This window comes from Streptomyces sp. NPDC006739 (assembly GCF_042869815.1).
GTDB lineage: Bacteria > Actinomycetota > Actinomycetes > Streptomycetales > Streptomycetaceae > Streptomyces.
Window position 1 is genome coordinate 474,899 of sequence record NZ_JBIAGM010000001.1, and the last position, 26,926, is coordinate 501,824.

The 26,926-nt window shown below is 71.5% G+C and carries 29 protein-coding genes; 14 read left to right on the forward strand and 15 right to left on the reverse strand.

The features are described from left to right. Window positions 1-176: 176 nt before the first annotated feature. Window positions 177-1,091, forward strand: coding sequence for a class I SAM-dependent methyltransferase (locus tag ACFYMM_RS02200; protein ID WP_388382918.1), 915 nt, complete (start codon window positions 177-179; stop codon window positions 1,089-1,091). A 14-nt stretch (window positions 1,092-1,105) separates the two neighbouring features. Here the strand turns inward: ACFYMM_RS02200 and ACFYMM_RS02205 are convergent, their stop codons facing one another. Both ACFYMM_RS02205 and ACFYMM_RS02210 read right to left on the reverse strand, forming a co-directional pair. Beyond that, entirely contained in the window at window positions 1,106-1,687 is a 582-nt protein-coding gene (locus tag ACFYMM_RS02205; protein ID WP_388382920.1) for a Uma2 family endonuclease, read from the reverse strand. A 90-nt stretch (window positions 1,688-1,777) separates the two neighbouring features. Further along, window positions 1,778-3,358 carry a methylmalonyl-CoA mutase gene (locus ACFYMM_RS02210; protein ID WP_388382922.1) on the reverse strand — a complete coding sequence of 527 codons (1,581 nt, stop codon included), beginning with the start codon at window positions 3,356-3,358 and terminating at the stop codon, window positions 1,778-1,780. Window positions 3,359-3,453: 95 nt separating this feature from the next. Here ACFYMM_RS02210 and ACFYMM_RS02215 point away from each other — a divergent pair, with 95 nt between their 5' ends. Beyond that, window positions 3,454-4,275 carry a L,D-transpeptidase family protein gene (locus ACFYMM_RS02215; protein ID WP_388382924.1) on the forward strand — a complete coding sequence of 274 codons (822 nt, stop codon included), beginning with the start codon at window positions 3,454-3,456 and terminating at the stop codon, window positions 4,273-4,275. A gap of 209 nt (window positions 4,276-4,484) precedes the next feature. On the opposite strand, the gene ACFYMM_RS02220 is transcribed toward ACFYMM_RS02215, so the two are convergent. The 5 genes from ACFYMM_RS02220 to ACFYMM_RS02240 form a co-directional block, all read right to left on the reverse strand. Next, window positions 4,485-5,561 (reverse strand): hypothetical protein, encoded by a 1,077-nt coding sequence (locus ACFYMM_RS02220; protein ID WP_388382926.1) that lies wholly within the window; start codon window positions 5,559-5,561, stop codon window positions 4,485-4,487. Continuing rightward, window positions 5,561-6,223: an RNA polymerase sigma factor gene (locus ACFYMM_RS02225; RefSeq protein ID WP_388382929.1), complete on the reverse strand. Its 663-nt coding sequence runs from the start codon at window positions 6,221-6,223 to the stop codon at window positions 5,561-5,563. Before ACFYMM_RS02225 ends, ACFYMM_RS02220 begins: the two co-directional genes overlap by 1 nt. A 231-nt stretch (window positions 6,224-6,454) precedes the next feature. Next, the gene (locus ACFYMM_RS02230; protein ID WP_388382931.1) at window positions 6,455-7,060 is read right to left on the reverse strand and encodes a hypothetical protein; all 606 of its coding nucleotides are present in this window, start codon (window positions 7,058-7,060) and stop codon (window positions 6,455-6,457) included. Beyond that, on the reverse strand, window positions 7,053-7,802 hold the full coding sequence (locus tag ACFYMM_RS02235) for an RNA polymerase sigma factor (RefSeq protein ID WP_388382933.1): 750 nt from the start codon (window positions 7,800-7,802) through the stop codon (window positions 7,053-7,055). The genes ACFYMM_RS02230 and ACFYMM_RS02235 overlap by 8 nt, the downstream gene beginning before the upstream one ends. 94 nt (window positions 7,803-7,896) lie before the next feature. Next, window positions 7,897-8,283 (reverse strand): hypothetical protein, encoded by a 387-nt coding sequence (locus tag ACFYMM_RS02240; protein WP_388382934.1) that lies wholly within the window; start codon window positions 8,281-8,283, stop codon window positions 7,897-7,899. Window positions 8,284-8,478: 195 nt separating this feature from the next. Here ACFYMM_RS02240 and ACFYMM_RS02245 point away from each other — a divergent pair, with 195 nt between their 5' ends. Next, complete coding sequence (locus ACFYMM_RS02245) at window positions 8,479-8,979, forward strand: DUF1877 domain-containing protein (protein ID WP_388382936.1); 501 nt, start codon at window positions 8,479-8,481, stop codon at window positions 8,977-8,979. Between the two features lie 40 nt (window positions 8,980-9,019). Here the strand turns inward: ACFYMM_RS02245 and ACFYMM_RS02250 are convergent, their stop codons facing one another. Beyond that, window positions 9,020-9,574 (reverse strand): hypothetical protein, encoded by a 555-nt coding sequence (locus ACFYMM_RS02250; protein WP_388382938.1) that lies wholly within the window; start codon window positions 9,572-9,574, stop codon window positions 9,020-9,022. A 125-nt stretch (window positions 9,575-9,699) separates the two neighbouring features. Then, window positions 9,700-11,349: a glycoside hydrolase family 20 protein gene (locus tag ACFYMM_RS02255; protein WP_388382940.1), complete on the reverse strand. Its 1,650-nt coding sequence runs from the start codon at window positions 11,347-11,349 to the stop codon at window positions 9,700-9,702. A gap of 154 nt (window positions 11,350-11,503) precedes the next feature. Here ACFYMM_RS02255 and ACFYMM_RS02260 point away from each other — a divergent pair, with 154 nt between their 5' ends. The 9 genes from ACFYMM_RS02260 to ACFYMM_RS02300 all read left to right on the forward strand — a co-directional run bounded on the left by ACFYMM_RS02260 (window position 11,504) and on the right by ACFYMM_RS02300 (window position 18,035). Beyond that, window positions 11,504-12,043, forward strand: a complete 540-nt coding sequence (locus tag ACFYMM_RS02260) for a 2-oxo-4-hydroxy-4-carboxy-5-ureidoimidazoline decarboxylase (RefSeq protein WP_388382941.1) — start codon at window positions 11,504-11,506, stop codon at window positions 12,041-12,043. A gap of 157 nt (window positions 12,044-12,200) precedes the next feature. Beyond that, entirely contained in the window at window positions 12,201-12,581 is a 381-nt protein-coding gene (sdhC, locus tag ACFYMM_RS02265; RefSeq protein WP_388382942.1) for a succinate dehydrogenase, cytochrome b556 subunit, read from the forward strand. 8 nt (window positions 12,582-12,589) lie between these two features. Next, window positions 12,590-13,084, forward strand: coding sequence for a succinate dehydrogenase hydrophobic membrane anchor subunit (locus ACFYMM_RS02270; RefSeq protein ID WP_388382944.1), 495 nt, complete (start codon window positions 12,590-12,592; stop codon window positions 13,082-13,084). A gap of 19 nt (window positions 13,085-13,103) precedes the next feature. After that, window positions 13,104-14,858 carry a succinate dehydrogenase flavoprotein subunit gene (sdhA, locus tag ACFYMM_RS02275; protein WP_388382946.1) on the forward strand — a complete coding sequence of 585 codons (1,755 nt, stop codon included), beginning with the start codon at window positions 13,104-13,106 and terminating at the stop codon, window positions 14,856-14,858. Then, window positions 14,858-15,637, forward strand: a complete 780-nt coding sequence (locus ACFYMM_RS02280; RefSeq protein ID WP_388382947.1) for a succinate dehydrogenase iron-sulfur subunit — start codon at window positions 14,858-14,860, stop codon at window positions 15,635-15,637. Before sdhA ends, ACFYMM_RS02280 begins: the two co-directional genes overlap by 1 nt. Before the next feature lie 215 nt (window positions 15,638-15,852). Next, window positions 15,853-16,263, forward strand: a complete 411-nt coding sequence (locus ACFYMM_RS02285) for a VOC family protein (protein ID WP_388382950.1) — start codon at window positions 15,853-15,855, stop codon at window positions 16,261-16,263. 95 nt (window positions 16,264-16,358) lie between these two features. Further along, the gene (locus ACFYMM_RS02290; RefSeq protein ID WP_388382952.1) at window positions 16,359-16,766 is read left to right on the forward strand and encodes a hypothetical protein; all 408 of its coding nucleotides are present in this window, start codon (window positions 16,359-16,361) and stop codon (window positions 16,764-16,766) included. Then, a complete protein-coding gene (locus ACFYMM_RS02295; RefSeq protein WP_388382953.1) occupies window positions 16,763-17,284 on the forward strand; it encodes a thiol-disulfide oxidoreductase DCC family protein in 522 nt (173 codons plus the stop codon). The genes ACFYMM_RS02290 and ACFYMM_RS02295 overlap by 4 nt, the downstream gene beginning before the upstream one ends. A 10-nt stretch (window positions 17,285-17,294) precedes the next feature. Continuing rightward, window positions 17,295-18,035: a TetR/AcrR family transcriptional regulator gene (locus tag ACFYMM_RS02300; RefSeq protein WP_388382955.1), complete on the forward strand. Its 741-nt coding sequence runs from the start codon at window positions 17,295-17,297 to the stop codon at window positions 18,033-18,035. A gap of 27 nt (window positions 18,036-18,062) precedes the next feature. On the opposite strand, the gene ACFYMM_RS02305 is transcribed toward ACFYMM_RS02300, so the two are convergent. Both ACFYMM_RS02305 and ACFYMM_RS02310 read right to left on the reverse strand, forming a co-directional pair. After that, window positions 18,063-19,601: an ABC transporter substrate-binding protein gene (locus ACFYMM_RS02305; protein WP_388382957.1), complete on the reverse strand. Its 1,539-nt coding sequence runs from the start codon at window positions 19,599-19,601 to the stop codon at window positions 18,063-18,065. Window positions 19,602-19,838: 237 nt separating this feature from the next. Continuing rightward, window positions 19,839-20,078: an SCO4848 family membrane protein gene (locus ACFYMM_RS02310; protein WP_388382958.1), complete on the reverse strand. Its 240-nt coding sequence runs from the start codon at window positions 20,076-20,078 to the stop codon at window positions 19,839-19,841. Window positions 20,079-20,169: 91 nt separating this feature from the next. Between ACFYMM_RS02310 and ACFYMM_RS02315 the strand changes: the two genes are divergently transcribed. Further along, window positions 20,170-21,450, forward strand: a complete 1,281-nt coding sequence (locus ACFYMM_RS02315; protein WP_388382960.1) for a D-alanyl-D-alanine carboxypeptidase family protein — start codon at window positions 20,170-20,172, stop codon at window positions 21,448-21,450. Here ACFYMM_RS02315 and ACFYMM_RS02320 read toward each other — a convergent pair. Further along, window positions 21,398-22,306, reverse strand: coding sequence for a YihY/virulence factor BrkB family protein (locus ACFYMM_RS02320; protein ID WP_388382962.1), 909 nt, complete (start codon window positions 22,304-22,306; stop codon window positions 21,398-21,400). The two genes, ACFYMM_RS02315 and ACFYMM_RS02320, sit on opposite strands and share 53 nt — an antisense overlap. 188 nt (window positions 22,307-22,494) lie before the next feature. On the opposite strand from ACFYMM_RS02320, the gene ACFYMM_RS02325 reads away from it, so the two are divergent. After that, window positions 22,495-23,250, forward strand: a complete 756-nt coding sequence (locus ACFYMM_RS02325; RefSeq protein WP_388383307.1) for a decaprenylphospho-beta-D-erythro-pentofuranosid-2-ulose 2-reductase — start codon at window positions 22,495-22,497, stop codon at window positions 23,248-23,250. Between the two features lie 271 nt (window positions 23,251-23,521). Here the strand turns inward: ACFYMM_RS02325 and ACFYMM_RS02330 are convergent, their stop codons facing one another. From ACFYMM_RS02330 to ACFYMM_RS02340, 3 genes are all read right to left on the reverse strand, one after another. Further along, complete coding sequence (locus ACFYMM_RS02330; protein ID WP_388382964.1) at window positions 23,522-24,106, reverse strand: 2'-5' RNA ligase family protein; 585 nt, start codon at window positions 24,104-24,106, stop codon at window positions 23,522-23,524. Between the two features lie 160 nt (window positions 24,107-24,266). Beyond that, window positions 24,267-25,280 carry a tryptophan--tRNA ligase gene (gene trpS / locus ACFYMM_RS02335; RefSeq protein WP_388382965.1) on the reverse strand — a complete coding sequence of 338 codons (1,014 nt, stop codon included), beginning with the start codon at window positions 25,278-25,280 and terminating at the stop codon, window positions 24,267-24,269. Window positions 25,281-25,369: 89 nt separating this feature from the next. Further along, the gene (locus ACFYMM_RS02340) at window positions 25,370-26,815 is read right to left on the reverse strand and encodes a glycine hydroxymethyltransferase (protein ID WP_388382967.1); all 1,446 of its coding nucleotides are present in this window, start codon (window positions 26,813-26,815) and stop codon (window positions 25,370-25,372) included. Between the last annotated feature and the right edge of the window lie 111 nt (window positions 26,816-26,926).

Consider the following 26,926-nt stretch of genomic DNA (forward strand, 5'->3'; position numbering starts at 1 on the left):
GCGCAGCGGCGAGTCGGTGCCGGTGAGCGCGAGCAGCGCGCCGACCGCGCCGATGGCGGTCGCGGGGGGGGGGGGGGGGGGGGGGGGGGCGCCGCCCCCCCCCCCCCCCCCCCCCCCACCACAGGCTTTCCGCGGGGTTTCCACAGACCGCCGTATCGAGGGAGTGCCTCCTCCACATGGTCACCACGCAGGAAACGACCCGCCCGCCGCGCCGGCTCGACGACGTCCCCGGCTGGTTCCCCGTGCTCGACCAGATGCTCTTCGACTGGTTCCTGAACCGGCAGGAGTCCGCGGGAGTGCGGGGTGATCTGCTGGAGGTCGGGGTGTACATGGGCAAGAGCGCGATATTCACCGGCCGTCATCTGCGGGACGGGGAGCGGTACACGGTGTGCGACCTGTTCGAGGGCGACGCCCCGGACGACGCCAACCGGGCGGAGGCGACGAAGTCGTACCACCGGCTCACCCGGCGGGTCTTCGAGGACAACTACCTCTCCTTCCACGACGAGCTGCCCCGTGTCCTGCAGGGCCCCAGCTCCCTGGTGCGGGGCGAGGTCCCGCCCCGCACCTGCCGGTTCGTGCACGTCGACGCCTCCCATCTGTACGAGCACGTGTACGACGACATAGGCACGGCGCGGGAGGCGCTGCTGCCGGGCGGGGTGGTCGTCGTGGACGACTTCCGCTCCGAGCACACACCCGGGGTCTCCATCGCCGCCTGGGAGGCGGTCCTCAACCGGGGGCTGCGTCCGGTCTGTCTGAGCACGCAGAAGCTGTACGGCACCTGGGACGACCCGGAGCGGGTGCAGGAGGATCTGCTGGCGATGGTCCGGGGGCGGGACGACTGTCATCTCAGTGTCCAGGAGGCGGCGGGGCACCGGATCATCCGACTCAAGTCGAAGGGGATGCAGGCCCCGCCCTTCCCGCCCTCCCGCCACGCGGAGCCGACGCCGACGCCCGAACCGGTCCACGCGGGTGCCGAGCCGACGGCGCGGTCGGTGCTCTCACCGGCCCGGCGCCTGGCCGTGGACCTGCTGCCACCGGTGGTCACCCGCGCGATCCGCAGGGCCCGCGCGGGGGCCCGGCCGGTCCGCTAGCGGGGCCGGCGGGGTCAGTCGTCGCCGTCGAGAAGGGTGTCGACGGAGAGTTCGAGACTCACACCGACGGACTCCGGAACGGGGACGCTCCGGCCCCGCTTGTAGCGGGCGGGGTCGGGGTACTTGCCGTCGGCGGGGTCGGTGTAGAGGAGGACTTCGTCGTGTGTGCGGTCGGCGACGAGATACGAGGGGATCCCCGCACGGGCGTAGACGTCGACCTTGGCAGCGGTGTCGTTCGTCCAGTTGGAGGAGGTCACCTCCACCACCAGACGGAACACGTGCGGTGCGTAGCAGTTCTTCTCCGCCAACGCGTCGGTGAAGCCGGCGTCGACCACGCTGAAATCCGGCACCGCGTAGTCGTCGGGCCCGGTGGGCAGCCACAAACCGATGCCCTGCACGTATCTGAGACCCGCCTGCCTGGCCCGGGCCCTCGCGAACTCCTCAATGAGCCAGGTCAGTGTCATCTGATGAGGTCCGTCCGGAGGCGGTGTCACGACAATGCTCCCGTTGAGGATCTCCACCCGGTGCCCGGGCAGCTCCTCCCGGAGCCGGTCGGCGGCTTCAGTAAGCGGCGACTCGTGCAGCATCACGGCCACGGCACCCTCCTTCCGGGGACACACTCCACGAGCGTAACCGGGCAGGTGTGGATTCCGTCCACGATCACCCATTCGGACGAGTCACGCGGCTCAGAACCCATCCCCCGCCTCATAAGCCCCCCACACCTCCCGGAGGGCACCGCACACCTCCCCCACCGTCCCCCGTGCCCGCAGCGCCTCCTTCATCGGGTACAGGACGTTGTCCTCCCCCTCCGCCGCCTTCTTCAGGGCGGCCAGCGCCGAGCGCACCGCGCCCTCGTCCCGGCCGGCACGGAGCCGGGTGAGGCGTTCCACCTGCTGGGCCTCGATCGCCGGGTCGACGCGCAGCGGCTCGTACGGCTCCTCCTCGTCCGCGCGGAAGCGGTTGACGCCGACCACCACCCGTTCGCCGGAGTCGGTCTCCCGCGCGATGCGGTAGGCGTGGCGTTCGATCTCCTCCTTCTGGAAGCCCCGCTCGATCGCCGCCACCGCGCCGCCCAGGTCCTCGACCCTGCGCATGAGGTCCACGGCCGCCGCCTCCACGTCGTCCGTCATCCGCTCCACCGCGTAGGAGCCCGCGAAGGGGTCGACGGTCGCCGGGACGTCCGTCTCGTACGCCAGCACCTGCTGGGTGCGCAGCGCCAGCCGCGCGGACCTGTCGGTGGGCAGCGCGAGCGCTTCGTCGAAGGAGTTGGTGTGCAGGGACTGGGTGCCGCCGAGGACGGCCGCGAGGGCCTGGACGGCGACCCGGACCAGGTTCACCTCCGGCTGCTGGGCGGTCAGCTGGACCCCGGCCGTCTGGGTGTGGAAGCGCAGCATCAGCGACTTGGGGTTCCTCGCGCCGAACTCCTCCCGCATCACCCGCGCCCAGATCCGGCGCGCGGCACGGAACTTGGCGACCTCCTCCAGCAGCGTCGTACGGGCCACGAAGAAGAACGACAGACGGGGGCCGAAGTCGTCGACGTCCATGCCGGCCGAGACCGCCGTACGGACGTACTCGATGCCGTCCGCGAGGGTGAAGGCGATCTCCTGCGCGGGGGAGGCTCCCGCCTCGGCCATGTGGTAGCCGGAGATCGAGATCGTGTTCCACCTCGGGATCTCGGCGCCGCAGTACCGGAAGATGTCGGCGGTCAGCCGCAGCGAGGGCTTCGGCGGGAAGATGTACGTGCCCCGGGCGATGTACTCCTTGAGGACGTCGTTCTGGATGGTGCCGGTCAGGCGGTCGGCGGCGACTCCCTGCTCCTCCGCCACCAGCTGGTAGAGCAGCAGCAGGACGGCGGCCGGTGCGTTGATCGTCATCGAGGTCGAGACCTGGTCCAGCGGGATCCGGTCGAACAGCACCCGCATGTCGTCGACCGAGTCGATGGCCACCCCGACCTTGCCGACCTCGCCGTGGGCGAGGGGCGCGTCGGAGTCGTGGCCCATCTGGGTGGGCAGGTCGAAGGCGACGGACAGGCCCGTGGTGCCGTGCTCGATGAGCTGCCGGTAGCGGGCGTTGGACTCGGTCGCCGTGCCGAAACCGGCGTACTGGCGCATGGTCCAGGGGCGGCCGGTGTACATGGTCGGGTACACACCCCGGGTGAAGGGGTAGGCGCCCGGCTCGCCCAGCTTGTGCGCCGGGTCCCAGCCGGTCAGGTCCCCGGGCCCGTAGACCGGCTCGATCGGCAGCCCGGACTCCGACTCACGCGTCATGGTGGATGCCTCCGCAGACCCTCGGCAGTACGTCCAGTTACTTCCCACCATGCCCGGTTGTTCGGCGGCCCTCACGCGGGGGAAGCATCTCCGGCATGGGCAGTCTCGGACGACCGATCGCCGCACTCGTCTCCGCCGTCGCGCTGACCGTCCTGTGCGGCTGCACGGTGCGGCCCGCGGACACGGACGGCAAGAACCACCCACCGGTACGGGCCGGGCTGCCCACCGGCCGGGCGTCCGGCCCAGCCCTTCCGGAGTCCGCCGGCCCGGCGGACCCCGCCGCTACGGACGTCCTGTGGTCCCGTGGTGACGCGGGCACCGGCGTGCGGGAACTCCAGGCCCGGCTGCGCCAGGTGGACTGGCTGTTCGACGGGCCGACGGGGAACTACGACGACCTGACCGAGCGGGCCGTCAGGGGCTTCCAGGGCAGACGCGGACTGCCCGAGACGGGACGGACCGACACCGAGACCTGGCGGCGGCTGCTGGGCATGACGCACCCGCCGGGCCGGTGGGAGCTGTACCTGATGGGCGGTCAGCCGGCCGCCGCGCCCGATCCGCGCTGTCTGACCGGACGGGTGCTGTGCATCAGCAAGACCAGCCGGACGCTGCGCTGGATGGTGGACGGACAGACCCTGTCGACGATGGCGGTCCGCTTCGGGACGGAGCACACCCCGACCCGCGAGGGCGTGTTCCACGTCTACTGGAAGTCACGGCACCACGTGTCGACGCTCTACCACTCCCCGATGCCGTACGCGATGTTCTTCAGCGGCGGCGAAGCGGTGCACTATTCGTACGACTTCGCGGCGCGCGGTTACGCGGGTGGCTCCCACGGCTGTGTGAACGTGCGGGACGAGACGGCGATCGCGGCGCTGTTCGCGCAGGCGAGGACCGGTGACAAGGTCGTCGTCTCCTGGTGAGGGAGTGAGGAGTGTGGGGCGCGGGCGGGACCGGGGGAACGTGTCCCGCCCGCGCCAGGTGCACGAGCCGTAGGTACGGGGGGAACCCCGGCTCAGTGCGACGGCCGATGACCAGTCGGCTCACTCAGTACTGCGTCCCGACGGCCGAAAACGTCACACCCGTCGCGAAAAAACTTCGACACCATCCGAACGCGAGGGAAAAGCGCAGGTCAGAGCGCCGAGTACGAGGGGCTCGGCGCAGGCAGCGGGGAGCTGATCCGCCGGGGGTGGGGCTGCTGGCCGAGGAGCGTCGGGGCCGGAGAGGCGCCGCCGTCCTGGTGGTGGTCGCCGTGCCCGTCGCCCCCGCGGCCGTCGCCGTCACCGCCCCGGCCGCCGGAGCCGCCGTTCCCGTCGTCCTGGCCGCCGCCGCCCGAGCCGTTCCAGCCGTCCAAGGTGCCACCGGCGCCGCCGAGGACGACCTGGCAGTACTTCTTCACCCGCCAGGAGCCTCCCGCCACGCCCTCCAGGACGTGCTTGCGGTCGTCACCCAGGGGTCTGCCGTCCCGGATGGCGCGACAGGCCTCGGCGGCCCCGCTCCACCAGGTGCCGGCCGAGGCGCCCGCGGAGCCGGGGGTGCCCTGGTCCTTGCCGCCGCCCTGGCTCCCGTCGGGGCTCGGCGTCGCGGTGCCGGAGAGGCCGGAGCCACCGGGGGAGCCGCTTGCCGTACCGCTCGGTGTGGCCGGGCCGGTTCCGGTGCCGCCGGTGCTCTGCGGGGAGGGCGGGCCGAGCGGGCGGTCGGGGGTCACTGCGGCCGAGACGGAGGCCGCGGGACCGGGGTGGTCGTCGCCACCGAAGGGTGTCGGCAGCACTCCGGCGCCGGCGGCCACGGCGACCCCGCCGAGCGTGCCGGCGGCCAGCGCCGCGGCCAGCGCCAGCCGCGCCGGACGGGCCCAGCGGGGGCGGCGGGAGCGGCCTCCGCTACGCGCCGCTCCGGTGATGCGGAACAGGCCGGCGTCGGTGCCGCCGGGGGCCTGGACGGAGTGCTGCGCGGGGTCCCGGTGGAGGGCGCCGGCTGCGGCCCGCTCGGCGTCCGCGGCCTCGCGCACCTTGCGGAAGGCGGCCAGCGCGGCGGCCTCGCCGGGGAGTTCAACGCCGTCCGGGGCAGGGTCGACGGAGAGTGCGCCGAGCGTCTTGGCGAGCCGTTCTGCCTGGTCACGGGCGGAGGCGTCGACGGCTTCCAGCGACTCACCGCTCAGCAGACGTTCCGCCGTCTCCCGGTTCAGCCACTTGTTGTGCTCGTCGGCCATCACATGTCCTTCTGCGTCCGCGCACGCGTATGCGTCACAGTGGCGGACGTCACCGCGCCACCGCGCGGTTCTCGCTGGGGCGGGAGCGCGTCGAGCACTCCGGCGGATTCCGGATCGTCGCCGAGCAGCTCCGCGAGCCGCTTCAGACCCCGGTGCGCGGCGGTGCGTACGGCGCCCGCGCGCTTGCCGAGCGTCTCGGCGGCGGTCTTGGCGTCGAGGCCCACCACCACGCGCAGGACGACCGCCTCGGCCTGGTCCTGCGGGAGCCGCGCGATCAGGGAGAGGGTGGTGCCGGTGGCCAGCGCCTCGATGGCCTCGCCCGCGGTGTCGGACTCGGCGGCCCGGCCGGTCAGTTCCGTCTCGTCGCCGCCGATCGCGGGGCGGCGGCCGCGCATCCGTATGTGGTCCAGGGCGCGGTTGCGGGCGATCCGGGCCGCCCAGCCGCGGAACCGGTCCGCGTCGCCGCTGAACCGGTCCAGGTCCCGGGCGATCTGCAGCCAGGCCTCGGAGGCCACGTCCTCGGCGTCCGCGTCCCCGACCAGTGTCCGCACGTAGCCCAGCAGCCGCGGGTGCACCGCGCGGTACACGGTACGGAACGCGGTCTCGTCCCCGTCCTGTGCCGCACGCACCGCGGCGGTCAGCTCCGCGTCGTCCCCCAGCACCCGTCGTTCCTCAGTCAGATGGTCGGCGAAAGGCACGTTACGACCTGAAACCGCTCCTCGTCCATGTCCGTCCAAGATGCAACTAACTCGTGACGCGGTACGTAGTGGCGCGGTGTGACAGAAAACGCACCCCTGGCGCTGAAGAGAGTACGGGTCGCCGCGCGGCCCGTGGAGCGCGACGGCCGGGGCCTCTCCTGTGGGGGGTGGCGGCTCCGGCCGTTGCCTCGACGCTCACCCGGGCTTCTCGGGTCCGTGGACCTTCTTGGCCTTCTTCGCCTTCTTGACCTGGTCTTTCTGGGTCGTCTTCGTCTTCTTGGCCTTCTTCGGCTTGGCGGCCTTCCCGGCCTTCCCGGCCTTCTTCGACTTCTTGGCCTTGCCGGATTTGTTGCCCTTGTTGCCCTTGTTCTGCTTGGCAGGCTTGCCCGCCATGGACGATGTGCCCGGCTTGTACGTGTCGCCGTTCCTGCCCTTGGTGGTGCCCGGGCGTTCCGGGGCGGTCGGCGAGGGACGCACCTCGTGTCCGTCGCCCGCGCCGTGGTCCGCCGAGTCGATCGCCGCGAAGGCGACACCGCCCAGCATGAGGCTCGCCAGGAGCACCGAGAGCGTGGCCCTCACCGAGAGCCGCGGCCGGCGCGCCGCGCGGGGCCGCCAGTCGTAGCGGCGCCGGTTCCGTGCCCGGTGCGGTCCCGCCTCCCGGGCGGCGCGGAACGCGGCCACGGCCCGGCGTTCGCGCTCCGGGTCGATGTGGGCCGGCCGCAGCGCGGCGGCGAGCCGGTCCGGCAGCCCGGCGTCGGGCGTACGGCCGAGGAGCCCGCGGTCGCCCTGCCGTTCACCCATGCCCCAACCCGTCCCTGTCCCTGTCCCGGTCCTTGTCCCGGTCCGTCACCTCGGCCGCACCGGCCGCCTCGATCGCGCCGGCCGCGTCCGCCGCGCCGTCGGCGTTCCGGACGTCCGACTCCCCCAGCGTCCGGGCGTCCGCTTCCGTCACACCCCCGTCCGGGGCGCCCCGGACACCCACTTGGCGGGCGAGCCGCTTCAGCCCCCGGTGCGCGGCCGTGCGCACGGCGCCGGGGCGTTTGCCGAGGACGCGGGCGCAGGAGGGGCCGTCGAGGCCGACGACCACCCGGAGCAGCACGGCCTCGGCCTGGTCACGCGGCAGACTCCGGATCAGTTCGAGGGCGTACTCGGTGGAGAGGGACTCCAGCGCCTGGTCGTACGTGCTGTGCGGGGCGGCCAGGTCCAGTACGTCCGGTTCGAGCGCCGCCGACCGGGGCCGTACCCGCTGCCGGCGCAGATGGTCCAGGGCCCGGTGCCGGGCGATGGTCGCGGTCCAGCCCCGGAACCCGGCGCCGTCGCCCGTGAACCGTCCCAGGTCCCGGGCGATCTCCAGCCAGGCGTCGGAGGCCACGTCCTCGGCGTCCTGTCCGACGAGTCCGCGCAGATAGCCGAGCAGGCCGGGCTGGACGAGGCGATAGGCCAGCGCGAAGGCGGCCTCGTCCCCGTCCTGGGCGCGCGCGACCGCCTCGCCCAGTTCCCCGTCGTACGCCTGCACGCGGCGGCTGTCCCCTCCCTGGCCCAAGAAACCGCTTCCTCGTCCCAAGGTCATCTGCGTCGGACCGGACGGAAGTGTCACTGCCCGGTCCGTTCGGGCGGCCGGGCCAGGACGCCGGGGGCTAGTGAGCCGCCGTCGCGTCCCGGCACAGCAGCCGCAGCGAGCCGTGGCCGGCGTAGCAGCGGCGGGCCTCGTCGAGCGGGTCCCAGAGCCTGCCGTCGGGGGTGCGGATCCAGTGGTCGCCGCCGGTCGCCCACCACTCGGCGCCGGTCTGGCGGACGATGACCTCACCGGCGTACGCCCCGAAGCCGCGCAGCGCGCCCTCGACGGCGGCCTGCGGCGGGCCCTCGCGCCGTATCTCCTCGATGATCCGGTCGACCCGCCACAGGCTCTGTGCCGAGTAGTCGAGCCGCACCCGGGCGCCCTCGCGCATCGTCGCCACCGCGTCCGCCGCCCACCGGACGGGCTTGGCGGCGGCGTGCGGCCTGGTCTCCTGCTGTGCTGTCACGTACTGGGCTGTCACATAGGGAAAAGCGGTCCGGGCGGGGCTTTCGTCACGGCGATCCGTACCGTTTCCGCAACCGGCGCAGGACCGGCGCAAGGCCGCCCCGCCTCCACCGCACGACGCTCACAGGACCCACCCGGGGGACCGGGTTTGGAGCTGGAGTGACGTTCCGCCTCCGCCGTGCGCTGCAAGCTGACGATGACTGTGCCGACTATGGCGTTCCATCTGCGGGCGGTGCGGCCCACGGAGTTACGCGACGACGTGCGCTCGCTGGAGCGGCTGTTCCGGGACGACCGGGACACCGTCCGGGGACGCGTGCGCCGGCACCGGGAGGAGATCCTGGACCGGCGCTACCTGGACCACGAACTGCTCTACGCCGGCTCGCCGCCGTACCCCGCCGAGGACGGTCCGCGCGCCGACGTGATCCTCGGCGGCCGGCCGGTCTTCCACTCCGGCCCCCGGCCGCCGTTCCTGCTGCTCACCGCCGCCGAGGCGGAGCGGGTCGCCGGTTTCCTCGGCACGGCCGACTTCGCGGCGCTGTGGCACCTCGCCCGCGCCGACCTGCTCCCCCGCTACGGCGGCGCGGGCGCCGAACCGCGGACCCGGGGCACCTTCGCCGCCGCCCACCGGGACCTGCGGACCTTCTACGCCACGGCCGCCGAGCACGGGGACGCGGTGGTGAAGTGGCTGGTGCTGTGAGGCGCCCGCCCAACAGCCCGTCCGCCGGCCGGCCCGCCCGTCAGCCCCGGCCCCGGGCGCGCCGGGAGACCACCGCGCGCAGCACCCGCCGTCCCTCGGTCGACACCTCCAGCGCCCCGCGCAGCCCGGCCTTGCCGTGGCCGGCGAGCAGTTCGAGGACGGCGACCTGGCGGCGCAGCTCGGCGGCGACCAGGGGGGACATGCCGTCGGTGCGGCCTTCGCGGCGGGAGTCGACCGAGGTGCCGTCCTCGGCCGGGTCGAGGAGCCGGTGGACCTGCAGCGAGGCGACCGAGCAGCCGTCCGCCCACAGCCGCAGCCCGGCCCCGGTGCTCGCGTCCGGGGCGGCGTCGAGCATGCGGCGGGTGAGGCGTACGGCCTCGTCCTCGCCGGGCTCCTCGGCGCCGGTGCCGCCGAGCGCTGCGCGCGCCTTGTCCAGGGCCTGTCCCCAGTCGGCGTCGTCCGCCAGGCTCCCCCACAGCGGGCGCAGCGCCTCGTCGTCGCCGCCCAGCAGGGGCACGCACCGGTCAAGACAAGCCAAACCGCTGGCGGCCAGTCCGCGTTCGTCGGCCTGAGCGATCAGTTCCACCAGGCTCATCCACGCCTCCCTCGCCAGGGCGCCGATCTTTACGGAGCCCGCACTTCCCCTTACTGCGTGCGACGGGGCGGGAGTGTCACAGCCAGCGGTTTTCGGCCATCGTCAACCGCCGCCCGTCCACTCCGTCAGCCCAGCCGGTTCGCCAGGGCCTCGAAGGCGGTCCAGGACATCGCGGGCCGGCCCGGGTCCCACAGTTTCTGCACGGTGGCCCGCAGCGGCATCCGGATGCCGGCGGCGACCTGATCCTGCGTCTGCGAGCCGGCGAAGTCGCACCAGACGGCGAACGAACCGCCGAGGATCTGCCCGTCGTACCGCGCCGGGACCTCGGTCGTGCCGCGCAGCATGCGCGGGGTCCACTGCTCGTAGATGCGCTGTCCGGTCGGGTAGACGAAGGTCTGCGGCTGGCCGAGGACGTAGTAGAGGAACTCGTCGTTGTAGTTGAGCACCTTCCGCCCCTCGCCCAGGTAGGCCGCCGGCGGCCGGGCGCCGATCTCCTTGCCGGTCCAGTAGGCCACCTCCAGGTCCCTGGCGGCCGGTACGGAGGTGCCGCGGAAGAAGCCGTCGTTCCACACCCGCATGGTCCGGTCGTGGGCGCGGACGGTGCCGGCGCGGCCGTTCAGCCACCCGGTGGCGAGGTCGGCGACGGTGCCGCCGGAGCCGTAGGCCTGCCGGGCGGCGGCGGCCAGCTGCGGGTAGGAGGCCTGCGGGTCGGCCGCGGTGAGCGCCTGGTACTCGTCGCCGCCCAGGTGCCAGTAGGGGCCCGGGAACAGACCGGCGTACTCGTTCAGCAGGTCGTCCACGGTCCTGGCCGCGGCGGCCTCGGAGATGTCGACCGCCCCGCGCGTGGCGGCGCCCCGCGCGTCACGCAGCCGCAGTTCCGGGTGGGCGGCGAGGACGGCGCCCAGGTGCCCGGGCGAGTCGATCTCCGGCACCACGGTGATGTGCCGACTGGCCGCCAGGTCGACGATCTGCCTGACCTGCGCCTTGGTCAGGTGGTTCGCCGAGACGATCTCGGGGTGGGTGCCGGACTCGATCCGGAAGCCCTGGTCGTCGGAGAAGTGCAGCCCCAGTTCGTTGAACTTCAGGTCGCCGAGTTCCCTGATCCGGTCCTCTATCCAGGACGCGGTGAACGGCTTGCGCGCGATGTCCAGCATGAACCCGCGCCGCGGCTTGGCCGGCTCGTCCCGCACGACGCCCTCCGGCGCCGTACCCCCGCCGTGCACCTCCTGCTTGAGCGTCCGGGTGCCGTAGAACACCCCCGCGTCGGCCGGGCCGCTGATGCCGACCTGCCCGCCCCGCACGGTCATGGTGTACGACTCCGGGTTCCCGCCCTGGCCACCGCCCAGCGCCAGCCGTACGTCCCCCGGCCGCGCATCGGTCCGCCCGCCCGCGTACGACAGCCCCAGCTCCCCCGCTATCAGCCGGCCCTCGTCCGCCAGCCGCGGATCGCTCACCACCACGCGCTCCCCCGCGCGAGGGCGCCAGCCGGGGCCGCGCGCCGGGGTGTGGGAGCGAACGGCCGGTATCGTGCGCGGGGCCTGGGACAGGGGGTAGACGCGGGTGGGGGTGGGGCTCGGCGAAGTGGCCGTGCGTCCCGCGGAGTCCGCCGGGCCGCTCCTCGACGCCTCCCCGGCCACCCCGGCCGGACCGCCGCCGGTGGAGGCCCACACCGCCACACCCACGCCGAGCGCGACCGTCCCGACGAACGCGCCGGTGACGATCGCCCGCTTCCGCCTCACCTGCTGCACCGAGTCCCGGCGCTTGTGCTGGGTCACCCGTTCAACCTACGGCTCCCGCGCCCGGCCTTCGTCATCGAGCCGTTCCGAAACTCTGCCGATGGAGTGAATTTCGGGCAACAGTCGGACACACCGTGACCGCTCTCGATAACGTGTCGACACACCTTTCACAACATCCCCTGCCACACCGCATGTGACGCGAGGACCCACGCTGCCTGCGCACCGTCTCCCGTACCTTCCCGACCCGCTGGACGTCTTCAACGGCGCCCCGGCCGACGAGGCCCGTGCGCTCCTCCTGCACTGCCTGCGCAGCCTGCGCTGGTCCCGTCGCGTGGCCGAGCACCGCCCCTACCCCGACCTGGACTCCCTGCTGGCGGCGGCGGACGAGGCGGCGTACGACCTGTCTCCGGGGGATCTCGCGGAGGCGCTCGAGGGCGAGGCCCTGCCCGAGCTGCCGGAGGACACCTACTCGGCGGCCCACATGGCGCTGAGCGCGGCGCACGCCGCCTACGAAGCCCGGTTCGGACACGCGTTCGTCATCTATCTGGGCGATGTGCACCCCGACGAAACCCTCGACCGCATCCTGGAGGGCATCCGGTCACGTTTGGCGAACGATCCGGAGGACGAGCGGGTGGTGGCGGCGGAGCAGCTGCGGCGCCTCGCGCGGCACAGGCTGCGGACCTGCCTCACGTCGGACGACAGGACACCCCGCCCCGTCAGCCGCCGCAGGTAGCCCGTCCGGTGCCAAATTGATCACACAAGGTAGGCCCCCCGTAAAGCACAGCGCGGCACATGGCTACGATGCTGGGGGCCGGTGGACCATATCCGGCCGGGCCCGACCGACAGTGAAGCCGGCGCGGCCCTAGTCCCCGCTTTCGGAGGGTTCTTCCGTGCCGGCTGGAACGCTGTACCGCGGCCGGGAAGGAATGTGGTCCTGGGTGGCTCACCGAGTCACCGGCGTCCTCATCTTCTTCTTCCTGTTCGTTCATGTGCTGGACACCGCTCTCGTCCGTGTCAGCCCCGAGGACTACGACAAGGTCGTAGCCACCTACAAGACGCCCGTCGTCGCGCTGCTGGAGTACGGCCTCGTCGCCGCGATCCTCTTCCACGCGCTCAACGGCCTGCGCGTCATCGCCGTCGACTTCTGGTCGAAGGGCCCGCGCTACCAGAAGCAGATGCTGTGGACCGTGGTGGGCGTCTGGGTCGTCCTGATGGCCGGCGCGATCTACCCCGTCCTCGGTCACGCCGCTCGAGTCCTGTTCGGGAGCTGACGCCGCCGATGTCCAACAACTCAGTCACCGCCGAATCCCCCGCCGCCGGCATCGGCCCCGTGGAGGGCGCCGCCTTCTACGGCGTCGACAACCCGGCCCCCCTCATCGAGGCCCCGCGCAAGCGCACCAAGAAGACCCCGCGGTCGACCCGCGGCAACTTCGAGATGGCCGCCTGGCTGTTCATGCGTCTGTCCGGCGTCGTCCTGGTCGTCCTGGTCCTCGGGCACCTGCTGATCCAGCTCGTGCTGGACGGCGGTGTGTCGAAGATCGGCTTCGCCTTCGTGGCGGGCCGCTGGGCGAGCCCGTTCTGGCAGGTCTGGGACCTGCTGATGCTCTGGCTCGCGATGCTGCACGGCGCCAACGGCCTGCGCACGATCATCAACGACTACGCGGAGCGGGCGAACACCCGGCTGTGGCTCAAGGGCCTGCTCTACACGGCCACGGTGTTCACCATCCTGCTGGGCTCGCTGGTGATCTTCACCTTCGACCCGAACATCCGCTAGGCACGGGGCTGCGAGAATCATGAAGATCCACAAGTACGACACCGTCATCGTCGGCGCCGGCGGCGCGGGCATGCGTGCGGCCATCGAGTCGACCAAGCGCAGCCGCACCGCGGTCCTGACCAAGCTCTACCCCACCCGCTCCCACACGGGCGCCGCGCAGGGCGGCATGGCCGCCGCGCTGGCCAACGTGGAGGAGGACAACTGGGAGTGGCACACCTTCGACACGGTCAAGGGCGGTGACTACCTGGTCGACCAGGACGCCGCCGAGATCCTGGCGAAGGAGGCCATCGACGCCGTCCTCGACCTGGAGAAGATGGGCCTGCCGTTCAACCGGACGCCGAACGGCACCATCGACCAGCGCCGCTTCGGCGGTCACTCCCGCAACCACGGCGAGGCCCCGGTCCGCCGCTCCTGCTACGCGGCCGACCGCACCGGCCACATGATCCTCCAGACGCTGTACCAGAACTGCGTCAAGGAGGGCGTGGAGTTCTTCAACGAGTTCTACGTCCTGGACCAGCTGATCACCGAGGTCGACGGCGTCAAGAAGTCGGCCGGTGTCATCGCCTACGAGCTGGCGACCGGTGAGATCCACGTCTTCCAGGCGAAGGCCGTGATCTACGCCTCCGGCGGCTGCGGCAAGTTCTTCAAGGTGACCTCGAACGCGCACACCCTGACCGGTGACGGCCAGGCCGCCGTGTACCGGCGCGGGCTGCCGCTGGAGGACATGGAGTTCTTCCAGTTCCACCCGACCGGCATCTGGCGCATGGGCATCCTGCTGACGGAGGGCGCCCGCGGTGAGGGCGGCATCCTGCGCAACAAGGACGGCGAGCGCTTCATGGAGAAGTACGCGCCGGTCATGAAGGACCTCGCCTCCCGTGACGTCGTCTCCCGCTCCATCTACACGGAGATCCGGGAGGGCCGCGGCTGCGGTCCCGAGGGCGACCACGTCTACCTCGACCTGACGCACCTGCCGCCGGAGCAGCTGGACGCCAAGCTGCCGGACATCACCGAGTTCGCGCGCACCTACCTCGGTATCGAGCCGTACACGGACCCGATCCCGATCCAGCCGACCGCCCACTACGCGATGGGCGGCATCCCGACGAACGTCGAGGGTGAGGTCCTGTCGGACAACACCACGGTCGTCCCTGGCCTGTACGCGGCCGGCGAGGTCGCCTGCGTGTCGGTGCACGGCGCCAACCGTCTGGGCACCAACTCGCTGCTGGACATCAACGTGTTCGGCCGCCGCGCGGGCATCGCCGCCGCCGAGTACGCGCACAAGGCCGACTTCGTCGAGCTGCCCGAGAACCCCGAGTCCCTCGTCGTCGAGCAGATCGAGCGGCTGCGCACCTCCACGGGCAACGAGCGAGTGGCGACCCTGCGCCGTGAGCTGCAGGAGACCATGGACGCCAACGTCATGGTCTTCCGCACCGAGCAGACGATCAAGACGGCGGTCGAGAAGATCGCCGAGCTGCGCAAGCGCTACAAGAACGTGGCGATCCAGGACAAGGGCAAGCGGTTCAACACCGACCTGCTGGAGGCCATCGAGCTGGGCAACCTGCTGGACCTGGCCGAGGTCATGGCCGTCTCGGCGCTGGCCCGCAAGGAGTCCCGCGGCGGTCACTACCGCGAGGACTACCCGAACCGCGACGACGTCAACTTCATGCGTCACACCATGGCGTACCGCGAGGTCGGCGCCGACGGCTCGGAAACCGTCCGTCTCGACTACAAGCCGGTCGTCCAGACCCGCTACCAGCCGATGGAGCGTAAGTACTGATGGCAACCCCTGTTCTGGACAAGGAAGACGCGGCCGGTCAGCCCGAGCCCGGTTTCGCCGACTCCCCGTACATCACCGTCACCTTCCGCGTCCGCCGGTTCAACCCGGAGGTCGCGGCCGAGGCGGTCTGGGAAGACTTCCAGCTGGAGATCGACCCCAAGGAGCGCGTCCTCGACGGTCTGCACAAGATCAAGTGGGACGTGGACGGCACGCTCACCTTCCGCCGCTCCTGCGCGCACGGCATCTGCGGTTCGGACGCGATGCGGATCAACGGCCGCAACCGGCTGGCCTGCAAGACCCTGATCAAGGACATCAACCCCGAGAAGCCGATCACGATCGAGCCCATCAAGGGCCTGACGGTCCTGAAGGACCTGGTCGTGGACATGGAGCCGTTCTTCCAGGCGTACCGGGACGTGATGCCGTTCCTGATCACCAAGGAGACGAACGAGCCGACGCGTGAGCGTCTGCAGTCCGCCGAGGACCGCGAGCGCTTCGACGACACGACGAAGTGCATCCTCTGCGCGGCCTGCACCTCGTCGTGCCCGGTCTTCTGGAACGACGGCCAGTACTTCGGCCCGGCCGCGATCGTGAACGCCCACCGCTTCATCTTCGACAGCCGTGACGAGGCGGGCGAGCAGCGTCTGGAGATCCTCAACGACCGCGACGGCGTGTGGCGTTGCCGTACGACGTTCAACTGCACGGACGCCTGTCCGCGTGGTATCGAGGTGACCAAGGCGATCCAGGAAGTGAAGAGGGCGCTGATCACCCGGCGCTTCTGACGACAGGCCGAGCAGGCCCGAGCGGCACGAGGGGCCGTTCCTCCCGGTGGCGGGGGGAACGGCCCCTTCGCCATGGGCAGGGGGCCACAGCGGGGAGCCTCGTGCGGCCGTTCGCCGGGCGCCGTGCGAGGCCGCCTCACCTCAACGAGTGATCGGGGCACCGGGCCCTCGGGCAGTCGCCGGTGCCTTTCATCCGGGCGCTCTAATGTGACGACATGTCAGACGAAGCGTCGTACGAGCTGCTCGGTTTCGACAACGTCCTGCTCCCCGTCGGCGACCTGCGCGAGGCCGTCGCCTTCTACCAGCGGGCCGGTTTCACCGTCGCGTTCCGGTTCGACGAGGCCGGGATCGCGCTGCTCAAGGTCGGGGGCGAGACCCCCGGAATCCTGTTGCGGGCGGAGGAGGGGCTGGGGCCCCGGCCGCCCCTCTGGCCGTCCCCCCACGTGTGGCTGGAGGTGCCCAACGCGCGGGCGGCGCTGCGGGAGTTGACCGCCGCCGGAATCACACCGCTCGACGAGGTCTTCCCGGTGGCCACCGGCTGGACCGTCGAGATCGCCGACCCCTGGGGCAACGTCCTCGGCTTCACGGACTACACCAAGCGCCCCGAACTGGCGCGCCGGGGCTGAGAGCGGCGCCACACCCCCCTTGGTTGAACACGTTCAAAACCAGGTCTACAGTCATTCCTGTCAGCGTTTTGAACGCGTTCAAGAAGGGGTGGGGCATGGACCGCACCGTCATCGCCTACGTCATCTACCTGGTCGTCAGCATCGCGCTGACCATCTGGGTGGCCCGCACGCTCAGCCACCACGGCAAGGTCTTCCTCGCCGACGTACTGCACGGCAACGAGAAGCTCGCCGATGCCGTCAACCACCTCCTGGTGGTCGGCTTCTACCTGGTCAACCTCGGCTTCGTCGCCCTGTACCTGAGCGGCGGCGACACCATCGAGGACACCCGCGGCATCTTCGAGGCGCTGTCGACCAAGCTGGGCGTGGTGCTGCTGGTGCTCGGCGTGATGCACCTGGGCAACGTGTACGTCCTCAGCCGCATCCGGCGGCGGGGCATGCTGGACCGGGAGCAGCTGCCGCCGGTCGCCCCGCAGGAGTGGGTCGCCCCGGCGGCCGGGGCGTGAGCACCGTGACCGCCACCGAGGGCCGGGGCGCCGCGCGCGTCCCGGTCCGCGGGCTCACCGTCCTGTACGACGCCGAGTGCTCGCTCTGCACGCATCTGCGCGACTGGCTGGTACGGCAGCCGCAGCTGGTGCCGTTGGAGCTGGTCCCGGCCGGGTCGGCCGAGGCCCGGACGCGCTTTCCCGGGCTCGACCACGGCGCCACCCTCGACGAAGTCACCGTGGTCGGCGACTCCGGGCAGGTCTACCGGGCCGCCGCCGCCTGGGTCGTCGTCCTGTGGGCCCTGCGCGAGCAGCGCCCGCTGGCCCACAGGCTCAGCACCCCGGCCGGTGCCCGGCTGGCCCGGGGCGCGGTGCTGGCGGCGGCGAAGTGGCGCGGCGCGCTGTGGGGGACGCGGCCGCCGGGCGGGCGGTGGGGCGGCGGGGCCTACCGGCGGGCGGACGGGTGGTCGTACCGCCCCGGCCTGGGCTGGACCTACGACCCCCCGTCCTGCGCGGACGGCACCTGCCCCACTGGTTAGGCTCCCTACCGTGTCCGCGAACAACGACGGTCCCCACGAGGCCGCCACCCAGAGCAAGTCCGAGCAGACCCGCGCGCTGATCCTGGAGACCGCGATGCGGCTGTTCCAGGAGCGGGGCTACGACAAGACGACGATGCGGGCCATCGCCAAGGAGGCCGGGGTCTCCGTCGGCAACGCGTACTACTACTTCGAGGGCAAGGAGCACCTGATCCAGGGCTTCTACGACCGGATCGCCGCCGAGCACGAGGTGGCGGTCCGGGAGGTGCTGGCGAAGGAGACCGATCTGGAGGCGCGGCTGGCGGGCGTGCTGACGGTGTGGCTGGACATCGCGCGGCCGTACCACGAGTTCGCGGTCCAGTTCTTCAAGAACGCCGCCGACCCGGACAGCCCGCTCAGCCCCTTCTCCCCGCAGAGCGAGCACGCGCGGCTGCAGGCGATCGGGGTGCACCGCCAGGTCCTGGCCGGCTCCAGGGCCAAGGTCCCGGCCGAACTGCGGGACATCCTCCCGGAGTTGCTGTGGCTGTCCCAGATGGGCCTGGTCCTGTACTGGATCTTCGACCGCACGGAGGGGCGGGAGCGCAGCTACCGCCTCGCCCGCCGGGGGGCCCGGCTCACGGCCAGGGGCGTCGCACTGGCCCGCTTCCGGGTGCTGCGGCCCCTGGTGCTTGAGGTGCACGAGCTGTTCACGGACTTCCTGCCGGGGATGACCCGGGCACTGCCGGACCCGGGCCGGAAGTCCGGGCCCCAGTAACCCGTCGGGGGCGCCCGGGCGGTGGCGTCAGATCCAGTTCAGGCGCCACAGGCGGAAGACGCCGGTGCCGTCGTCGAGGTACTGGGCGCCGCCGACGTCCTCGGTGCTGACCACGTACTCCTTGCGCTGCCACAGCGGGATCAGCGGCACGTCGGAGGCCACGTCCCTCTGGAGTTCGCGGAAGTCGGTGTCGACCCGGCTGCGGTCGGGGTACTGCTGGCTGTCCAGGATGAGGTTGTCGACGAACTTGTTGCTGTAACCGGTGTTCATCGTGGAGTGGGTGCCGACGAGCGCGGCGCCGAAGGTGTCCGGGTCCGGGTAGTCGGCGACCCAGCCGACCGCGTAGGCGTCCAGCTTGCCGGTCGCCCACTGCTTCTGGAAGTCGGTCCACTCGTAGCCCTTCACGTCCACCTTGAACAGGCCGCCGGTCTCCAGCTGCTTCTTCAGCACGGCGGCCTCCTCGGCGCCCGAGTCGCGCTTGCCGTAGCCGAAGGTGAAGTGCAGCGGGACGCTGACGCCGGCCTCGGTGAGCAGCTGCTTCGCCTTGGCGACGCTCTGCTTCGGGTAGTCGTCGAAGAACGCGGTGGTGTGGCCGATGATGCCGGTGGGGACCAGCGAGTACAGGGGGTCGACCGTGCCGTCGTACACCGTCGCGGCCAGCTGCTCGCGGTCGACCAGCCAGGCCATGGCCCGGCGTACCCGCGCGTCGTGCAGCGGTGAGCCGGTGCGGGTGTCGAGGTACAGGTTGCGGGTCTCGGCGCTGTCGGACTCGGTGACGCGCCGGTTGGGGTCGCTCGCGGAGAGACCGGAGAGCACGCCGGGCGGCAGGGTCCGGGTGGCCACGTCGACCTGCTTGGCCTTCCAGGCGCTGTCGAGCTGCCCCGAGCCGGCGTAGTAGCGCAGCTCGACCGGGCGGCCGGTGCCGCTGATGGCGCCGTGGTAGTTGTCGTACGGCGTGAGGACGGCCGACTTCTTGTCGGTGTACGAGGTCAGCGTGTACGGGCCGGTGCCGTCCACCTCGGAGCCGGTGCGCAGGGCCGTCGCCGGGTACTTGTCCTTGTCGACGATGGACCCGGCGCCGGTGGCGACCTTCAGCGGGAAGGTGGCGTCCGCCGAGGCCAGGTGGAAGGTGACCGTGCCGCCGGAGGCGTCCACCGAGCCGAGGGTGGACAGCAGGGAGGCCGGGCCGACGTCCGAGTTGATCTTCTTGACCCGGTCGAAGGAGTACTTCACGTCCTCGGCGGTCATCGCCCGGCCGCTCGGGAACTGCAGACCGGGCCGCAGCTCGCAGCGGTAGGTGCGCAGTCCGCCGCCCACGAAGGCGCAGCTCTTCGCGGCGTCCGGGACGGGCTGGACGCCGCCCGGCTCGAAGGTCAGCAGCGTCTGGAAGACATTGCTGAACAAGGCCCAGGACCCGGCGTCGTAGGCACCGGCCGGGTCGAGCGAGGTCACCGCGTCCGTCGTACCGACCGTGATGGTCTTGTTCTTGTTCTCCTGCGACGGCAGAAGCTGCCAGCCGCCGATTCCCACGACCGCGAGCACGAGCAGCGTCACGAGAATCCGCATGCGAACAGATCGCATGGTGGTGCCCTCCCCAGGCCTGCCAAGGCCCTACCCCTGGACCAGCACACAGTGCCCACTCCCCTAAGTGGCGCGGCTCACCTAATCACACGTGTTTGACCGGGGGGAAGAGCTTTCTGATGAGACAGGCGAAGAACTTACCGGGCGCTGGTTTCGGCCGGGTTTCACGTCACTGCCATGACTTTTCCACAGGGAGACCACAGGGGCCGCTCGTGGCGTGGGTCATGGCGTACGCCGCAGTGCGCGCAGGCCGCGGAACCCGATGACCCCGATGACCGTCCCCAATACGGCGGAGACGATCGCCAGCAGCAGATGCACCCAGAAGTAGGCCGTCGGGTTGCCGTGGTCGAAGGCGAGACCACTGCTGTCCTTGACCAGGTTCTTGACGAAAGTGACCCAGATGATCCAGCTCCACACCCCGAAGGCGAGCAGGAACCAGGAGACGGGGCGGCTGAGCTTCATGTCACCAGTATCGCCGTCTCCTGTCCGGTTCCTTCCCCGGGGTGGGGTCGTCGGCGCGACTTCAGGGCGCCGGACATGTACGTTTCCGACCGTGTCTGCTCCACAGAAGACCGCCAGGCGATCCCTGCTGGTCACTTCCGCCACACTGCTGTCCCTCTCGATCACCGCACCGGCCGCCCTGGCCGCGCCGGCCCCCTCCACCAGCGCCTCGGCGACCCCGCCCGCGCGGATGTCGACCGTGGGCGGTGCCCGGCTCGGCCTGCCGGGCACCCAGGTGAACCCGAGCGGCGGGGTCCCGGCGCTCCCGAACGACCTCACGGCCCGCTCCTGGATCGTCACCGACGCCGAGTCCGGCGAGGTGCTGGCCGCGCACAACGCGCACTGGCGGCTGCCGCCGGCCAGCACGCTGAAGATGCTGTTCGCCGACACCGTGCTGCCCCGCTTCCCGAAGGACACGCAGCACAAGGTGGTGCCGTCCGACCTGGCCGGCATGGGCGCCGGCTCCAGCATGGTCGGGATAAAGGAGGGTGAGACGTACACCGTCCACGACCTGTGGCTCGGTGTCTTCCTGCGCTCGGGCAACGACGCCGTCCACGTCCTGTCCGCGATGAACGGCGGCGTCCAGCAGACCGTCAGGGACATGCAGGACCACGCCGACGAACTCCAGGCCCTCGACACCCATGTGGTCACCCCGGACGGCTACGACGAGGACGGGCAGATGTCCTCGGCCTACGACCTGACCCTGTTCGCCCGCTCCGGGCTGCAGAAGAAGGACTTCCGCGAGTACTGCTCGACCGTGCGGGCGCGGTTCCCCGGCGCCACCACCGAGAAGAAGGGCAAGGGCAGCCCCGGCCGCGAGTCCTTCGAGATCCAGAACACCAACCGCCTGCTGAGCGGCGACACCGACGTCCCGGTCTACCAGGGCATCGCCGGGGTGAAGAACGGCAACACCACCAACGCGGGCGCCACCTTCACCGGGGTCGCCGAACGCAACGGCAGGGTGCTCCTGGTCACGGTCATGAAGCCGGAGAAGCACGAGCACAACGAGGTCTACAAGGAGACCGCCAAGCTCTTCGACTGGGGCTTCGCGGCGGCCGGCAAGGTGCGGCCGGTGGGCGAACTGGTCGCGCCGAGGAGCGCCGGCCAGTCCACCGCCCAGCCGGGCGCCACCGCCGTCGGCCGGGCCGGCGGCGGCACGGGCGGGGCCGGGGCGAAGCCGGTGGCCAGTGCCACCGCCGACGCCGGCTCCAGCGGCATGGGTATCGCCCTGGGCATCGCCGGCGGCCTGCTGGTGCTGCTCGCGGGCGGGGCGTTCCTGGTCAACCGCCGATGGCCGCTGCCGGATCTGGTACGCCGTCGGAGCCGTCCCTGAGGTCCGCCTCCTTGCTCCCCGTCGCCGTCCAGGCGGCGCAGAACAGCACCAGTTTCGCGGTGAAGTTGATCCACAGCAGCAGCGCCACCGGGACCCCGAACGCGCCGTACATGCTCTTCGCGGCGACTCCCTGGACATAGCCGCTGAGCAGCAGCTTCAGCAGTTCGAAGCCGACCGCGCCGATCAGCGCGGCCACCAGCAGACGGCGGCGCGGCGGCTCCACCCCGGGCAGCAGGGTCAGCACGTAGAGCAGGACCAGGAAGTCGGCGAGCGCGGCGACCGCGAACGCCGCGATCCGCAGCAGGACGGTGCCCCAGCCGTGCTGGTCGAGGCCGATCAGCACGGCCAGCCGGCCCACGGCGGCCGAGGCGAGCGTGGAGGCCACCAGCGTCACCAGCAGCGCGCCGCCGAGACCGACCAGGATGCCCGCGTCCTTCGCCTTGGTGACGATCGGGTTCTCGGGGCGGTCCGGCAGCTCCCACACCACCCGCAGGCAGTCCCGCATCTGGCCGACCCAGCCGATGCCGGTCAGCAGCAGGACCGCGCCCGCGATGCCCCCGACGGTGCCCGCGTTCTGCACCAGCGAGCCGACGTCCAGCTGGTCGGACAGGCCCGGGAACTGCTCGGCGATCCTGTGCTGGACGTTCGTCTGCCGCGCGGGGCTCAGCGTCGCCGCGGCGACCGCGGCGGACACGGTCAGCAGCGGGAACAGCGCGACGAAGCTGACGAAGGTCATGGCGGCGGCCAGCCGCGTCCACTTCACCCGGTCCAGCCGCTCGTAGGACCGCCACGCGTGCGTGGCCATCAGGCGTGTGACGAGCGGCCCGACGCCGGGAAGTCTCTTCAGCCAGTCCATGATCCAACTCTGCCCTGGTCCCCGAACACCCATGTTCCGCTTCCCGGAACGGGTTCACCAAGGAGTGAGGGTACGGCCGTGCAGGACCACACCCTCGGCCATTCCGGGGATCAAGCGAGCCGTGCGTGAACAATCGTGACCAACGGGACGATACGGTCACCGGCATGTCCGGAGAACCAGGAGTTGCCGTGAAGGACGCCTTCGGCCTCCCCCAGTCCCTGCTCGTCCTCGGCGGTACGTCCGAGATCGCCCTCGCCACCGCCCGCCGTCTGATCGCCCGGCGCACCCGCACGGTGTGGCTCGCGGGGCGGCCCTCCGCCGCCCTGGACCGGGCCGCCGAGGACCTGCGCGGCATCGGCGCGGACGTGCGGACCGTCCCCTTCGACGCGCTGGACCCCGACGCGCACGAGGAGGTGCTCGGCAAGGTCTTCGCCGACGGCGACATCGACATGGTGCTGCTCGCGTTCGGCGTCCTCGGCGACCAGGCGAGCGACGAGCGCGACCCGCTGAGCGCGGTCCGGGTCGCCCAGACCAACTACACCGGAGCGGTCTCGGCGGGCCTGGTCGCCGCCGGGGCGCTCCAGGCGCAGGGCCACGGCTCCCTGGTGGTGCTGTCCTCGGCCGCCGGGGAGCGGGCCCGCCGCGCCGACTTCATCTACGGCTCCAGCAAGGCGGGTCTGGACACCTTCGCGCAGGGCCTGGGCGACGCGCTGTACGGCACCGGCGTGCACGTCATGGTCGTACGCCCCGGGTTCGTGCGCACGCGCGGGACAGCGGGTCTGGAGGCGGCGCCGCCCGTCACCACGCCGGAGGCCGTCGCCACGGCCATCGAGCTGGGGCTGCGGCGGCGCTCGGAGACGGTGTGGGTGCCGGGCACGCTGCGGCTGCTGATGTCGGCGCTACGGCACCTGCCGAGGGCGGTGTTCAGGCGGCTGCCGCTGTAGCGGATCCGGGCCTTCGGCCTGGTGCGCCGGACAGGGCCTGGTACCGCGGCAGGCAACGTTTGCCCGTCAAGGAGCGGCGTCCGGTGCGTGCTCTGGGGGTCCCCCCCGGCCGGAGGCTGGGGAGTGCCGGCCGGAAGGCCTCGTACTGGACGTACCTGGGCTTTCGGCCGGCGCGGCGAAGGGGGTCCCCCCGCCCGAGGCGGCGAAGCCGGTTCGAGGGTGGGGGCGCGTGCCGGGCGTCGCGACGGGGCGAACGCTGCCTGTTGCGGCACTAGCGGCGGCTGGGGAGCGTGCCGAGGTCCATCGGCGCCGCCTGCTGGGGCACCACCGGGCCGCCGCCGAAGGTGAAGTCCCGCAGCTTGCGCCACACGCCGTCGCCGCCCTGTTCGGCCAGGGCGAAGCCGACGCAGGGCCACTGGGCCTCGTAGTCGGCGAGTTCCTCGAAGGCTCGGTCCATCGCCGCCTCGTCGATGCCGTGGGCGATCGTGACGTGCGGGTGGTAGGGGAACTGCAGCTCGCGCGCCATGGGACCGGACGCGTCGCGGATCTGCTGCTGCAGCCGGGCGCAGTCCTCGGCGCCCTCGACCACCCGCAGGTAGACCACCGGGGACAGCGGACGGAAGGTGCTCGTCCCCGACAGCCGCATGGGGAACGGCCGTCCGGCCGCGGCCACCTCGGTCAGGTGCGCCTCGACGGCCGGCAGGTCGGCGCCGTCGATCTCGGTCGGGGGCAGCAGGGTGACGTGCGTGGGGATGCCATGGGCGGCGGCGTCACCGAAGCCCGCGCGCCGCTCCTGGAGCAGGCTGCCGTGAGGCTCCGGGACCGCGATCGACACGCCGATCGTTACGATCCCCACGTCGTCTCCCGTCGTCACGTCTGTTTCGTTCTCATTCGGTGCGTTCTAAGGCGCCGGTTATCGACTGTACGGCCACGGCCGGGCTGTGGGCAGGCGCAGTCCGAGTGATGTGCAGCGCTCTGCCCGCTCCGCCCGGCGGACGCGTGTGCGGTCGTACGCCTCAGTGCTTCGCCGGCAGGAAGCCCACCCGCTCGTACGTCTGCGAGAGCGTCTCGGCGGCGACCGCGCGCGCCTTCTCCGCGCCCTTGGCCAGGATCGAGTCGAGCGTCTCGGGGTCGTCCAGGTACTGCTGGGTGCGCTCCTTGAACGGCGTCACGAACTCGACCATGACCTCGGCGAGGTCCGTCTTCAGGGCGCCGTACATCTTGCCCTCGTACTCCTGCTCCAGCTCGGCGATCGTCCTGCCGGTGAGGGTGGAGTAGATGGTGAGCAGGTTCGACACGCCCGGCTTGTGCTCCGCGTCGTAGCGGATCACCGTGTCGGTGTCGGTGACGGCGCTCTTGACCTTCTTGGCGGTCGCCTTCGGGTCGTCGAGGAGGTTGATGAGGCCCTTCGGCGTGGAGGCCGACTTGCTCATCTTGATCGACGGGTCCTGGAGGTCGTAGATCTTCGCCGTCTCCTTGAGGATGTACGGCTTGGGGATGGTGAAGGTCTGGCCGTAGCGGCCGTTGAAGCGCTCGGCGAGGTCGCGGGTCAGCTCCACGTGCTGGCGCTGGTCCTCGCCGACCGGCACCTCGTGGGCCTGGTACAGCAGGATGTCGGCGACCTGGAGGACCGGGTAGGTGAACAGGCCGACGGACGCCCGGTCGGCGCCGTGCCGCGCCGACTTGTCCTTGAACTGGGTCATCCGGCTCGCCTCGCCGAAGCCGGTGAGGCAGTTCATGACCCAGGCGAGCTGCGCGTGCTCGGGCACATGGCTCTGCACGAAGAGTGTGCACCGGTCCGGGTCGAGACCGGCGGCCAGCAGCTGGGCGGCCGCCAGCCGGGTGTTGGCCCGCAGGGCCGCCGGTTCCTGCGGGACCGTGATCGCGTGCAGGTCGACGACCATGTAGAACGCGTCGTGGGTCTCCTGCAGCGCCACCCACTGGCGGACGGCACCGAGGTAGTTGCCGAGGTGGAACGAGCCTGCGGTGGGCTGGATTCCGGAGAGCACACGGGGTCGGTCAGAGGCCATGTGCACCATTCTCTCAGCTGTGGAGAGTGGCACGGTACCGGTGTGGACCCCGGTACCGCCCCGATACGACCCCGCGGTGCCGTCCGGGTTCAGCCCAGGTCGATCTCCGGGTACAGGGGGAAGCCCGCGACCAGATCCGATGCCCGGTGGGAGACCTCGTCCGCGATCTTCGGGTCCAGCACGTGCTGGGCCTTGGACGGGGCGCCCGACTTGGTGGTACCCGGCTCCGTCGTGGTCAGGACGCGGTCGATGAGGCCGGCCACCTCGTCCATCTCGGCCGTGCCCAGGCCCCGGGTGGTGAGCGCCGGGGTGCCGATGCGGATGCCGGAGGTGTACCAGGCGCCGTTCGGGTCGGCCGGGATGGCGTTGCGGTTGGTCACGATGCCCGAGTCGAGCAGGGCCGCCTCGGCCTGGCGGCCGGTGAGGCCGTAGGAGCCGGCGACGTCGATCAGGTTGAGGTGGTTGTCCGTGCCGCCGGTCACCAGGGTGGCGCCGCGCCGCGTCAGGCCCTCGGCCAGCGCGCGGGAGTTGTCGACGATGCGCTGGGCGTAGTCCTGGAAGGCGGGCCGGCGGGCCTCGGCGAGGGCGACGGCCTTGGCGGCCATGACGTGCGGGAGCGGGCCGCCGAGGACCATCGGGCAGCCCCGGTCGACCTGGTCCTTGAGGGAGTCGTCGCACAGGACCATGCCGCCGCGCGGGCCGCGCAGCGACTTGTGGGTGGTGGTGGTGACGATCTGGGCGTGCGGGACCGGGTCGAAGTCGCCGGTGAGGACCTTTCCGGCGACCAGGCCCGCGAAGTGGGCCATGTCCACCATGAGCGTGGCGCCCACCTCGTCGGCGATCTCGCGCATGATCCGGAAGTTCACCAGGCGGGGGTAGGCCGAGTAGCCCGCCACGATGATCAGCGGCTTGAAGTCGCGGGCCTGGACGCGCAGGGCGTCGTAGTCGATGAGGCCCGTGGCCGGGTCGGTGCCGTAGGAGCGCTGGTCGAACATCTTGCCGGAGATGTTCGGGCGGAAGCCGTGGGTGAGGTGGCCGCCGGCGTCCAGGGACATGCCGAGCATGCGCTGGTTGCCGAAGGCCTGGCGCAGCTCGGCCCAGTCGGCCTCGGTCAGGTCGTTGACCTGGCGGACGCCGGTCCTCTCCAGGAACGGGGCCTCCACGCGGTCGGCGAGGACGGCCCAGAAGGCGACCAGGTTGGCGTCGATGCCGGAGTGCGGCTGGACGTAGGCGTGCCGGGCGCCGAAGAGTTCCCTCGCGTGCTCGGCGGCCAGCGACTCCACCGTGTCGACGTTGCGGCAGCCGGCGTAGAAGCGGCGGCCGACGGTGCCCTCGGCGTACTTGTCGCTGAACCAGTTGCCCATCGCGAGCAGGGTGGCCGGCGAGGCGTAGTTCTCGGAGGCGATCAGCTTGAGCATCTCGCGCTGGTCGGCGACCTCCTGGACGATGGCGTCGGCCACGCGCGGCTCGACGGCGCGGACGACGTCGAGGGCGGCGCGGAAGGCGGTGGACTCGGTGGACAGGGACTCGGACATTCGGGACCTCCGGACGGCGTGGCGTTCAGCGTTCACGATTCACGGTTCGGCCCAGGCGCACGGCACATGTTCCCTCGACTCCGGGCCGCTCCCCGATGGTCCGTCCCATCC

Coding starts and splice junctions, on each gene's coding strand:
- ACFYMM_RS02200 (WP_388382918.1), top strand. CDS start 177: ATGGTCACCACGCAGGAAACGACCCGCCCGCCGCGCCGGCTCGACGAC.
- ACFYMM_RS02210 (WP_388382922.1), bottom strand. CDS start 3,358: ATGACGCGTGAGTCGGAGTCCGGGCTGCCGATCGAGCCGGTCTACGGG.
- ACFYMM_RS02215 (WP_388382924.1), top strand. CDS start 3,454: ATGGGCAGTCTCGGACGACCGATCGCCGCACTCGTCTCCGCCGTCGCG.
- ACFYMM_RS02220 (WP_388382926.1), bottom strand. CDS start 5,561: ATGGCCGACGAGCACAACAAGTGGCTGAACCGGGAGACGGCGGAACGT.
- ACFYMM_RS02230 (WP_388382931.1), bottom strand. CDS start 7,060: ATGGGTGAACGGCAGGGCGACCGCGGGCTCCTCGGCCGTACGCCCGAC.
- ACFYMM_RS02245 (WP_388382936.1), top strand. CDS start 8,479: ATGACTGTGCCGACTATGGCGTTCCATCTGCGGGCGGTGCGGCCCACG.
- ACFYMM_RS02250 (WP_388382938.1), bottom strand. CDS start 9,574: ATGAGCCTGGTGGAACTGATCGCTCAGGCCGACGAACGCGGACTGGCC.
- ACFYMM_RS02270 (WP_388382944.1), top strand. CDS start 12,590: ATGTCCAACAACTCAGTCACCGCCGAATCCCCCGCCGCCGGCATCGGC.
- sdhA (WP_388382946.1), top strand. CDS start 13,104: ATGAAGATCCACAAGTACGACACCGTCATCGTCGGCGCCGGCGGCGCG.
- ACFYMM_RS02280 (WP_388382947.1), top strand. CDS start 14,858: ATGGCAACCCCTGTTCTGGACAAGGAAGACGCGGCCGGTCAGCCCGAG.
- ACFYMM_RS02285 (WP_388382950.1), top strand. CDS start 15,853: ATGTCAGACGAAGCGTCGTACGAGCTGCTCGGTTTCGACAACGTCCTG.
- ACFYMM_RS02290 (WP_388382952.1), top strand. CDS start 16,359: ATGGACCGCACCGTCATCGCCTACGTCATCTACCTGGTCGTCAGCATC.
- ACFYMM_RS02305 (WP_388382957.1), bottom strand. CDS start 19,601: ATGCGGATTCTCGTGACGCTGCTCGTGCTCGCGGTCGTGGGAATCGGC.
- ACFYMM_RS02310 (WP_388382958.1), bottom strand. CDS start 20,078: ATGAAGCTCAGCCGCCCCGTCTCCTGGTTCCTGCTCGCCTTCGGGGTG.
- ACFYMM_RS02320 (WP_388382962.1), bottom strand. CDS start 22,306: ATGGACTGGCTGAAGAGACTTCCCGGCGTCGGGCCGCTCGTCACACGC.
- trpS (WP_388382965.1), bottom strand. CDS start 25,280: ATGGCCTCTGACCGACCCCGTGTGCTCTCCGGAATCCAGCCCACCGCA.
- ACFYMM_RS02340 (WP_388382967.1), bottom strand. CDS start 26,815: ATGTCCGAGTCCCTGTCCACCGAGTCCACCGCCTTCCGCGCCGCCCTC.